The 10910-nt window shown below is 41.3% G+C and carries 11 protein-coding genes; 7 read left to right on the forward strand and 4 right to left on the reverse strand.

The annotated features are described in order from the left end of the window. Genes G460_RS22455 through G460_RS0120985 form a run of 5 tightly spaced genes read left to right on the forward strand, consistent with a single transcriptional unit; the run spans nucleotide 1 to nucleotide 5996 of the window. Nucleotides 1-945, forward strand: coding sequence for a hypothetical protein (locus G460_RS22455; RefSeq protein WP_035464846.1), 945 nt, complete (start codon nucleotides 1-3; stop codon nucleotides 943-945). Then, entirely contained in the window at nucleotides 942-2240 is a 1299-nt protein-coding gene (locus G460_RS0120970) for a glycosyltransferase family 4 protein (protein ID WP_026957163.1), read from the forward strand. The genes G460_RS22455 and G460_RS0120970 overlap by 4 nt, the downstream gene beginning before the upstream one ends. A gap of 59 nt (nucleotides 2241-2299) precedes the next feature. Beyond that, complete coding sequence (locus tag G460_RS0120975) at nucleotides 2300-3844, forward strand: glucosamine inositolphosphorylceramide transferase family protein (RefSeq protein ID WP_026957164.1); 1545 nt, start codon at nucleotides 2300-2302, stop codon at nucleotides 3842-3844. Continuing rightward, entirely contained in the window at nucleotides 3841-4908 is a 1068-nt protein-coding gene (locus G460_RS0120980) for a glycosyltransferase family 4 protein (RefSeq protein WP_026957165.1), read from the forward strand. Before G460_RS0120975 ends, G460_RS0120980 begins: the two co-directional genes overlap by 4 nt. Beyond that, nucleotides 4905-5996: a glycosyltransferase gene (locus tag G460_RS0120985; protein WP_026957166.1), complete on the forward strand. Its 1092-nt coding sequence runs from the start codon at nucleotides 4905-4907 to the stop codon at nucleotides 5994-5996. The genes G460_RS0120980 and G460_RS0120985 overlap by 4 nt, the downstream gene beginning before the upstream one ends. An 8-nt stretch (nucleotides 5997-6004) precedes the next feature. Here G460_RS0120985 and G460_RS0120990 read toward each other — a convergent pair whose 3' ends face one another. The 3 genes from G460_RS0120990 to G460_RS0121000 form a co-directional block, all read right to left on the reverse strand. Next, complete coding sequence (locus G460_RS0120990; protein WP_245578780.1) at nucleotides 6005-6799, reverse strand: hypothetical protein; 795 nt, start codon at nucleotides 6797-6799, stop codon at nucleotides 6005-6007. Between the two features lie 568 nt (nucleotides 6800-7367). Beyond that, entirely contained in the window at nucleotides 7368-7676 is a 309-nt protein-coding gene (locus G460_RS0120995) for a hypothetical protein (protein WP_026957168.1), read from the reverse strand. Nucleotides 7677-7851: 175 nt separating this feature from the next. Then, complete coding sequence (locus G460_RS0121000; protein ID WP_026957169.1) at nucleotides 7852-8100, reverse strand: hypothetical protein; 249 nt, start codon at nucleotides 8098-8100, stop codon at nucleotides 7852-7854. 135 nt (nucleotides 8101-8235) lie between these two features. Between G460_RS0121000 and G460_RS0121005 the strand changes: the two genes are divergently transcribed. Both G460_RS0121005 and G460_RS0121010 read left to right on the forward strand, forming a co-directional pair. Beyond that, a complete protein-coding gene (locus G460_RS0121005) occupies nucleotides 8236-8736 on the forward strand; it encodes a LexA family protein (protein ID WP_211226771.1) in 501 nt (166 codons plus the stop codon). Further along, nucleotides 8736-9992 (forward strand): Y-family DNA polymerase, encoded by a 1257-nt coding sequence (locus tag G460_RS0121010; RefSeq protein ID WP_026957171.1) that lies wholly within the window; start codon nucleotides 8736-8738, stop codon nucleotides 9990-9992. The genes G460_RS0121005 and G460_RS0121010 overlap by 1 nt, the downstream gene beginning before the upstream one ends. On the opposite strand, the gene G460_RS22460 is transcribed toward G460_RS0121010, so the two are convergent. Further along, complete coding sequence (locus G460_RS22460; RefSeq protein ID WP_035464848.1) at nucleotides 9976-10608, reverse strand: SOS response-associated peptidase; 633 nt, start codon at nucleotides 10606-10608, stop codon at nucleotides 9976-9978. The two genes, G460_RS0121010 and G460_RS22460, sit on opposite strands and share 17 nt — an antisense overlap. Nucleotides 10609-10910 lie beyond the last annotated feature (302 nt).

The following is a 10910-nucleotide window of genomic DNA, read 5'->3' on the forward strand; positions in this document are numbered from 1 at the left end:
TTGAATCAGGTGATTTATTTTTATAACCCTAATCCTCAAAAACATGGAACTTTTGAACCGAGGTTTGGACTAGAAAATTGGATTGATCAAACTGTTTCGAGATTTAGTGAAAATAAAACAAGTATAAATTTATGCTTAGTTTCAGAAATCCCTGATTCAGGAATAATTGTTTTTCATTCAGGTTTTTTTGATAAAAATATCAAGCCAAATTCTGATCAATTATTTATTTGTGTTGCCGCTGATTATGGAAGACATAGGTATGCACAAATTCATTTGTTTCAAAACCACTTTCAATCTGTTATTAATTGTCGAAACAAAAGGTTAATAGCCGACATAATGTTTCCATTTTGTGATTCATTTTTTGTTCCCCATTGGTCTCAACCAAGAATAAAAAAAAGGATTAAAAATGAAAAGGATTTATTTCGGATAGGGTATTTTGGTAATTCAAATAATTTTGATGAGGATTTAAACAAGGAAATGGATTCATTTTGCAAAAATCGTCATTTAGTATTTGAAATTGTAGATGATTGGAAAAGATGGAAAGATTATTCTGACTTTGATTTAATTTTGGCGATTAGAGATTTGAAGGGAGGCAATTATTTAAATAAGCCATTTTCTAAACTTATAAATGCCTTGATTGCCGGTGTACCTATGATAGCAACGAATGAAAGTAGTTCTATTTATTTTAAAAAAAATTATTTTCCTGAATTGCCCATTATTACTAGTAAAACAGAACTTTTTGCAAAGATTTTGGAGATGAAGGAAAACTATGGATATCATCTGAAAATGATTCAAAAAAATGGTTTGAGTATTTCAGATGTTTACGAAAATGAAGTGAATAAAAGTTGGGAGGAGGTTTTTCAAAAGTCAGAAGAGTTTTTATTTAAATGGAAAACATCATCAAGGCTTCTTAAATCTCTTTTTTTTAAGTCAAGAACAATTTGAAAATCCTATTTACCCAAGACGCCCTAGTAAATGCCGGTGCGGAGCGCAGTCATTTGGAGATTCTTTCTCGTTTTTCGCAGGAGGTAGATGTGGGATTTGTGTATTTCTATCCTAAGCATGAACTAAAAACTGAATATGAAAAAGCCGGAATCCGGCTTATTTTTTTGGATATCCCGGAAGGCTATCATTTTAGATTGGCCATTAGAAAGTTGGTCTTGCTTATACAAAGTGAAAAACCCGATTTGTTAGTCTCTTGCCTTTGGAGAGCTGATATTATCACTCGATTGGCTTCATGGATTACAGGAGTTCCTTTGATTGGGACATTGGTAAATGATAGCTATAGCCCTTTGGCTTGGAAAGACAAAAAGGGTCTGAAATATAAAGTCGTTTACTGGTTGGATCGATTGACAGCAGGTATTCCTTTGCATTGGATCGCCAATGCCCAAGCCTTGGCTGATTCTCATGTAAAGACTTTGGGGATTAAGCAGGATAAGATTTCGGTGGTTTATCGTGGGAGGCCCGTCATTGCGCCTGCCCGCAATGGCGGGTGCGACGCAGGAGCATCCAGTCCCGAACTCGATTCGGGAAAGCCTACCTTGCCTGCAGGCAGGCAATCTCAAAAGATGGAGACAGATCGCTTCGTTTCTCGCGATGACGATACAATCCGAAACTTCATCTCTTACGGACGCCTATTGGAAAGAAAGGGCTTTCAGGATGCCATTTGTGCCTTTTCGGAAGTCATCAAAATCTATGCTGATTGCACCCTAACCATCTTTGGTGATGGACCGTATCGAAATCAATTAGAAACCCTCATCCAAAACCTCGATCTCCAAAAGTCAGTCTTCCTCCCCGGCAAAATATCCAACCCGATGGATGCGCTCATTAATGGATACTGCCAACCTCAACAAAGCTCAACACATACACTGCCTGTTTCGACAGGCCTCAAAATAGGCACTGAAAACTGTCCACTGATCACTGGCAACTGTTTTATCTTCCCCAGCTGGTATGAAGGCTTTTCAGGAGCGCTAGTTGAAGCGATGATGGCTGGAATTCCTATCATCGCTTCAGATATCCCAATGAATTTAGAGGCTGTATCGGATCATGTTTCAGCCTTGACATTTCCGGTTGGAAACTCAAAAACACTGGCAGATAAAATGAAATGGGCGATAGAACATCCCGAGCAAATGTTGACTTTAGGAAGGCAAGCTAAGAAAGATGCCGAAGAGAGGTTTGATATAGAAAAGATCGCTATTCAATACGAGCAGGTGCTTTGGAAAGTTCGAAACTCAAAATAGGTGTCCTTCTAGACGGAGTATTGATTCAGGCTTGGCAAGCTGAGTGTTTAAGGCAAATTATGCACTCGCGTACAGCAGAGATAGCTGTACTGATTTTTAATAAGAGTCCAAAAACTTCTGGGATCCCTTCTCCATATTTTTACAGGCTTTATCGGAAATTGGATAGATTGATTTTTAAGACTAAGGCCGACGCATTTGAGTCATGCTCTATCGAGACTATACTTGATTCATCTATTGCCAAGATCAGCGTCCAGCCAATTCAGGAAAAATATACCGATACCTTTCCCGAAGCAACTCTTGAGGACATTCAGGACTTCGACCTGGATATTCTACTTCGCTTTGGGTTCAGAATTTTAAAAGGACCGATTTTGCAAGTTGCTAAACTTGGGGTTTGGTCTTTTCATCATGGTGACCCAAAGGCGTATCGTGGCGGTCCTCCTGCCTTTTGGGAAGTTATGCATGGGCAATCTATTAGCTCCGTAGTGTTAATGCGTATCAACGAAAATCTCGACCAAGGCCAGATTCTCTACCAGAGTTTTACTCAGACTGACCCAGTCTCTGTACAAAGAAATGCCAATAAGCTATTTTGGCTATCCTCATTTTTTGTGGAAAGAACCCTGCGCAAACTCCATCAAATTGGGAGAGAGTCTTGGGAAAAGGATATTGCCAATCAAGCCGAGGTGCCTAAGGGTGCACTGCTCCGACCTCCTAAAGCTTGGGAGATGGTCAGTCTTATCTTCAAATTGATTTCGAGGACCATCAAAAGAAAAGTAAGGCAATTACGATTTCAAGCGCATTGGAAGATCGGAAAGCATACCTGCACTTCGGAAAAAAAAGATCTCAAACTCTCTTCGGAAGAGGTGCTGAATATTGAGCATCCTGATCCTTCAGCATTCTATTGGGCGGATCCATTTCCACTTGTTGTGGAAGGAAAAGAGTATGTGTTGGTAGAAGAGTTTGACAAAAATGCTCAAAAAGGCAGAATAGCATGTCTTGAATGGATCCAAGAGAGATTAGTGTACAAATCAAAAATGGATGAGCCATGGCACTTGTCATATCCTTTTGTTTGGCAGGAGGATGGAGACTTGCTAGTTATTCCCGAAGCAGCCGAGTCGGGAAAAGTCTATGCCTATCGAGCACTTGATTTTCCTAAAGCGTGGATCAGAGATCGTGTCATTTTTGATGGCGAAGCCTACGATCCGACGCTACTGAAAAAGGATGGTAGGTATTGGCTTTTCATTAATCAAAAGGCCCATCCAGCATGCTCTTCTTTTGACGAACTCTACTTGTATTATTCGGACAAGCTGGAGCCATATTCCTGGGTTTCCCATCCCCAGAACCCGATTGTTTCGGATGTTCGAAAATCTCGTCCGGCTGGGAGAATATTTGAAAAAGATGGAAAGCTTTTTAGACCGGCTCAGGATTCGGGTTTGCGTTACGGTCATCGAATACATATTCAGGAGATACTTCTGATAAATACCGACAACTATCAGGAAAGAACGCTAAGGACTATTGAACCGAAAACCAATTCACAGGTTTTGGGGATACATACCTACAACGAAAGCCCACAAGGAATTTACCTGGATATGTATTTTAGGAGATGAGAATTGCCTTAGTGATCCAACAGCCACAGGCGCGGGGACAGGAACTTTTTGCATGTACATTGGGTAATTTCCTCCTCGATCAGGATCATGAGGTCATTTTAATTAGTCTGTTTCAAGGTGACTTTCCTTTGTCATTTAAAGGCAAGCATGTTTCATTAAATTGGGAGGTAAAGCAAAAATGGATCGGGATTTCTCGATTCAAGTCCTTGTCCACCGAGCTGCGAAAGTTCAACCCCGATATTGTCCAAGCAAATGGAGGTGACACGCTCAAATATTCGGTGCTGTCAGCTATGATTTTTCCGTTTTCAGGAAAGGTTATTTTCAATAACGGGGGAGTGGTCAGCTATTATTTCCGATCAGGTCTGCAGAAGTTTTTTTATCGATTTCTTTTAAACAGATTGCAGGGATTGATCTCGATCTCGTCTTATTCTGCTCAGGATCTGAACGGCTTGCTAGACGCTTCTATTCCTAAGTGTCAAATTCCAATCGGGTTGAATACGAATTTTCAGTTTGCTTTGAAAGAAGCTGCTCCGAATCCGGTATTTGTACATATAGGAGGGTTTACTCCTGAGAAGAATCATCGGTTCTTGATTGCTCTTTGGGAAAACTATCAATCCATAATTCCAGAATCCATGCTTGTCCTGATCGGTGGTGGACCACAGAAATCAGAGATTGAGCAATTGATAGATTCAAAAAGCCTGAGCAACATCCACCTTTTGGGTAGTCAAGTAAATCCTTGGGCCTTTGTGCCTAAAAATGCAATTCTACTTCTGCCAAGCAAAATCGAAGGGATGCCTTCAGTGATTGCAGAGTCAATTTTATCAGGGATTCCGGTAATCGCACATAGAGTAGGAGGAATTGCGGAAATGGTAGAAGCCTTGCCTGCATGCTTCCTTCCTGAATTTGAAAACATCGAGAATTGGTCTCAGGCTATGAATTATTGGGTTTCTATGGCTGAGGAAGAGAAAAGTAACTTGCTAGCATCTTCGCGGGAAATGGTTGTTGCAAAATTTGATATGCAAGTCGTGGGGGAGCAGTTTCAAAAGTTTCACAAAAGTTTATGAAGATTGTTCAGCTGATAACCCGTCCGCAACGGAGAGGTGCTGAGATTTTTGCCTTACAATTGTCTGAGGATCTGGTCTCCATGGGGCATCAGGTGATTGTCATATCCATTTTTGAAGGGACGGGAGGTCTGAGCTTTTCAGGAGAATGGATTCAGTTGGATTGGAAAAAAAGTAAAAACCTTAATCTGGGCCCCTATAAAAAGCTTTCAAAAATAATAGCTCACTTAGCACCTGATTTGGTACAGGCAAATGCCTCAGAAACTTTGAGGTTTGGAGCATTTGCTAAGTTGTTAGGGCGTGGGGATTTCAAGCTTGTTTATCGAAATGCAAATCAGATCTCCCATTTTATCAATTCAGGTTTGAAAAGAATCTGGAATCAGTTTTTAATAAAGCAAACAGATGGGGTAGCCTCCGTTTCAGGGATTTCAAAGGCAGATTTTTTACATGTTTTTTCCTATTCCAAATCGATTGGGGTCCTACCAATTGGAATTGACCCAAAGGAGCTTGATTTAAAGAGTAAAGCTGAAAAGATAAAAGAACTGCCATCTTCCTACATCCTAAATTTGGGAGGGCTTGTACCTGAAAAAAATCAAGAATCTTTACTCCGAATTTTTGCCAAATTAAATGCTAAAGACTTTCCGGATCTAAAATTGGTTTTAGTGGGAGAAGGAACTGAAAAGGAAAGGCTTTTGGCCTTATGCCAGTCTCTAAAAATAGATGACAAAGTTTTTTTTCTACCAAACCAAGAAAACCCTTTTCCTATTTTGGCCGGAGCCAAAGCCCTTGCTTTAAGTCCCCAAGCTGAAGGCCTTCCCGCAGTGATTTTGGAGGCCATGTATTTAAAAGTGCCAGTAATATCCTATGGAGTCGGAGGTATTCCCGAAGTACTGACCACCACCACGGGTTTTTGTATCCCACCTAATGAGGAGCTATCATTTTTAAAGGAGCTCCAATCACTACTAAGTTCACCATCTAATCAGATTGATTCAATTACAGAGTCTGCCCATGATCTGGTTCTTTCCCACTATTCTCTTTCAAAAATTTCAAAGAAATTTGAGGCATTTTACCTTTCCCTTACCAAACCTTAAACTTTAAATTAGGTCTCTGCCAACTCCCGATTCCTTCGCTCTTCTTCCACTATTCGATTATAAATCTCGGCTCTTTTTTTAATTTTCATTCGTTTTTCCCAATCCATAAATGCCACTATTACAAAGAGCATAAAATACATGATCTGTGATTTCTGGCGAATGATGATTCCTAAATTAGACATGACATATGTCATCGATACGGAAATAGAAAAAAACACAACTGCTGACATTTTGACCATAGCTGGTGCGATGCGGATATATTCCAAAAAGCTTTTCTTAAAAATTTTACTAAACATGTAGATGTATAAAGCATTTTCAATGGAAACTACTAAACCTAAAGCATTTGGAGAATCAATGAAAAGTGGCCTAAACCAGAAAGTAAAGAGTTTCATAGGGAGACTATATGATGTCATATCTACTCCCGAACCAGAACTTTGAAGTCTTTGGGCATTAAGTGTGGATTCTTCTTCAAAAGAGTCTATTAGATTATTAGGGTCATATCCTAAGTAGACGATTAAATCTTCATATACAAAAATACTTCCGACAATACCTATGAGCACCACAAGGTATTTTTGGTAAATAGGAACTTTTTCTCTTCCCCAAACAAAACCAACTCCCATACCTATCAGGATAGCAAATAATACGTGTGGTCTGACCATATAAGCCAAAAAACTTCCGAATGCTATATGAAATATTCTCTTAGCAGGCCAAGAAAGTCCGTAGGTGAGGAAACCAATTCCTGCGAAAATTACCGCTCCTTTACCCAATGAGGCCGTCCAAAAATGCATGTTGGGCAAGAACATAAAAAGTGTAATTGCATCCCAGCCTTCAAATTTAGGATTGAATCGAAGATTCTCCTTGAAGAAACAATAGAAATAGACAAAGCCCCAAAAGCCTAACCAGGTAAAAAGGAACATCATCATATCATAATTGAACCCTAGCCATCGGACCCATGGAAACGCCATCCATTCTATAAAATCAGTACCTTCCGAAAATGCATCAAACCAATTCTTCCATTTGAATTGGGTTTTATAGAAATAATATTGGGAATCGGAACGATTGAATTGGGAGTAAGTCCAGTAAACTAGTCCAAAAAACATATGGTACCAATACATTTGGTTAAGAAGTCCTGCCTTCAGCCATTTGTGTTCTCTTTGCAGCGCATTTAAGATGGGCTGTGATAGAAAGAAAAGAATGAAAATTAAAAGGATGGCTCCAAGCAATGGAATTCAATTTTTGGATTGCCTAAAGATAAAAATTCAATCGGATTTGGCAGAGACTGACAATACTTAAAATACTAAGGGATTACCAAAAAATGATGTAGGAGCCATTTGGCTCCTTTTTTATTTTACATCCTAATTAAAATACATCCTACATATCTTCAGGTCTGGTTTCAGGATGCTTGATCCAATACTGAACAATAGAAGGCATATATTCATCACTCTCTATGGTTCCTTGGAGATCTACTTTTTGTCCTGGATAGAGATAGATTTTCCCGTCCTCTACTTTTTCTACCGTCAAGCTTGATGTCTTAAGTAGATTTTTTACTTGATCCCATTCCTTGGGGTCAGTCACGAATGTCTCAAATCGAATGTAAAATTCCTCTCCGATAGGAGGGATTGGATAATCGCTGGGTATAGCAGCGCTGATCGGAGGGTTGGTAGGAAAAATAAGTTTCATCTTGGTGTATTTTGCTTTCTAGGATTTACGCAGCTAAGAATGGAAGGTTAAGTGAGCATAGATGAATCTCATCTCCGGTTTAATAATTTGAAACTTGAAAAGGTTTAAATTACTATCTAAAAAGTTGAGAAATCTAACCTTGATGGAGCATGGCTTAGATCCTTATTCCCTCAACTTACCGGATACACTTAAACTTGACTCCCTGGGCCAAGAGCATTCTGATCAATGTCTCAGCATCCCTTTCAAGATCTTGATCCATCAGCAGCCTGATGGATTTGGAAATCGCGATGATTTCTTTTCCTTTTTTCAGCCGATCAATTGGGAAAGTACCTCCTTGGACACTTGCCAGGACCTTGATTTTTTCGTCCGCCCGTTTTTCCAGCAGCTTCAGTTCACTGCATATTTCTGCCCAGTTGTACTGCATGATCTATCAGAGTTAATAAGTTGGGAATTTTGACTTGGAGGCAGACTCTCTACTCTCGCCTTTTGACAAATCTCTAAAATGTTATTTATATTAACAATATAGTGTTACTATAAATGACATTTTTTGTCACGATCCATGGAAGGAATCTGGATTTCAGGTACATTTGTGATCCAGCAAAATCTCATTGCCATGGAAACATCCCTCAATTTAGATCTGACTATCACCTTATTTGAAGCCAATCCCAGCTCTGGCTTGGAGTTGCCATACTTCCCTCTGGGAATCAGTGCCGGTTTTCCTTCTCCAGCCCTGGATTTTGAAGACCTGAAGATTGATCTCCACAAGCATCTGGTCCATAATCCCTCTGCTACATTCTACGGAAGAGTAAAAGGCAATAGCCTGAAGAATGCGGGCATCTCAGACGGTGACCTGATGGTGATTGACAGAAGTGTTTCTCCCCAAAACGGTAAAATAGCCGTCGTCTTTCTGAATGGCGAGTTCACAGCCAAGCGGATTCTCAAGAAAGGGAAGGAGCTTTGGCTGCTGCCGGAAAATGAAGATTATTCACCGATTCAGGTAGGGCCGGATCAGGAGTTTGTAGTGTGGGGAGTAGTCACCTTTGTAATCAAGGCATTCTGATGTACGCCCTTGTAGACTGTAATAATTTCTACGCTTCCTGTGAGCGGGTCTTTCGGCCGGAACTGAATGGAAAGCCTATCGTGGTTCTGAGCAATAACGATGGATGCGCCATTGCCAGGTCCAATGAGGCCAAAGCACTGGGTATCCCCATGGGAGCTCCTGCCTTTCAGTTTAAAGAGCTGTTCGAAAAACACAAGGTAGAGGTGTTTTCTGCCAACTTTCCCCTGTATGGAGACATGAGTCATCGGGTCATGTCTATTTTGGAAACCTACTCACCGGAGATAGAAGTCTATTCCATAGATGAGGCTTTTCTCAGGTTTTCGGGATTTGACCACTATGATCTGATAGCCTACGGACAGGAAATCCGCAAGAAAGTGTTTCAATGGACCGGAATCCCGATCACTGTAGGATTCGCTCCTACCAAAGCACTGGCCAAAATGGCCAATCGAATAGCCAAGAAGTATCCGGAGCGCACTCAAAATGTCTATGCCATGGACTCGGAAGAAAAGCGGATCAAAGCACTCAAGTGGACAGCAATAGGAGATGTCTGGGGTATCGGTAGACAGCATCAGCAGCGACTTGACAAAATGGGAATCAAGACGGCATTCGACTTTGTCCAGCTGGGAGATGATTGGGTCAAAAAGCACCTGTCTATCGTAGGCTTACGATTGAAGCGGGAACTACAGGGAACTGCAGTGCTGCAGCTCGAAAGCCCTGAAGATCGTAAGGCAATCGCTGTGACCAGAAGTTTTGATACCAACTATAGCGAATTGGCGCCCTTGAAAGAACGGGTTTCCACCTTTGCCTTTGCCTGTTCGGAAAAGCTCAGAAAGCAGCATAGCAACAGCTCCTCCTTGACGGTATTTGCCTATACCAATGGACATCGGAGAGACCTGCCGCAATACGGAAAGAAGTTCCGGATCAGGTTGCCATTTCCGACCAACTCAGGGATGGAGCTTTCCAAGTTCGCACTAAAGGCCTTGGAGCAGGTTTATCGGGAAGGCTATGCTTTCAAAAAGGCCGGAGTGATTGTAGAGGATTTTACTCCGGATTCCCAGCCCCAACTCGGCTGCTTCTCCAATCGGGATCAGCGCCAGATTCCCCTGATGCAGGCAGTGGACAAATTGAATTTTCTATATGGGAAGAAAGTGCGCCTGGCTTCCCATGATCCGGGCAAAGTCTGGAAAATGAGACAGGAAAAACTCTCACCAAGCTATTCTACAGATCTCCGGGACATCATTACGATTCATCTGTGACAGGATCGGCCTCCAATTCAGGTGGCTGAGCCACATCTATCTCTCCGGCCAGCCACAGATCTCGTTCTTCAGGATTGACGATCATTGGCATCCGCATTTTATTGTTGTGGATCTCACGCATGATCCCCTCGGCTTCCCGGGTGATGATTGTAAAAGTGGGGATCTCCTCATCTGTGACAGGGTCAGTCCAAACGCTATACAGTCCCGCAAATGAAAACCAGTTTTCATCCTTAACCCGAATTCTATATTTCTGCTTTTGCTTGCCTTTGGGGTCCAGCCATTGCCATTCCACAAAACTTTCTGCGGGGATCAGGCATCGGTTGCCGGTATAGCTCCGAAAGCTTGGTTTTTCTTCCAGCGTTTCGATACGGGCATTCAGGGTGTTCTTTTGGAATTTTTTGTCCTTGGCCCAGTGGGGAAGGAGCCCCCATTCCATTTCTTGAATAGGCTGCTTAGGATCATCGCTCATGATGGGAAGCTTGGGATGGGCAAAGCCATTGAGGTAGTTGGGCTTTTCCCAAAGGTCTACCTGCACCGCCTTTGCATAGGGGGCATAGAGCTCATCTGTACTCACATCTTTGAGCCACTGTCCATCATAAAAGAAAAAGAAGCACATAAGAAAGGATTTCGCACTAGTTTACAACTGTAAAACTTAAATAAATTTTGTAAATTCTCCCAATTCAGGGATTTACTTGAATGCCTATTCTTGAAATAGGCAATAACAATATTTGCGAAGTTTATGGAAAAAAAAGTAATAGGACTCCTGATTCTTACGCTTAGCTTTTGTTTTCAAATCAATACGTCAGGACAAGAAATGAAGGTGGATACAGTAATCCATCAAGGACTTTGGAAGGTTCAAACTGAGACGTCTTTCCCTGTATTAGTTTCTAATGACTCCCTTCAAATCCCATGGGCCAC

The sequence above is a fragment of the Algoriphagus vanfongensis DSM 17529 genome (assembly GCF_000429465.1).
GTDB classification, from domain to species: domain Bacteria; phylum Bacteroidota; class Bacteroidia; order Cytophagales; family Cyclobacteriaceae; genus Algoriphagus; species Algoriphagus vanfongensis.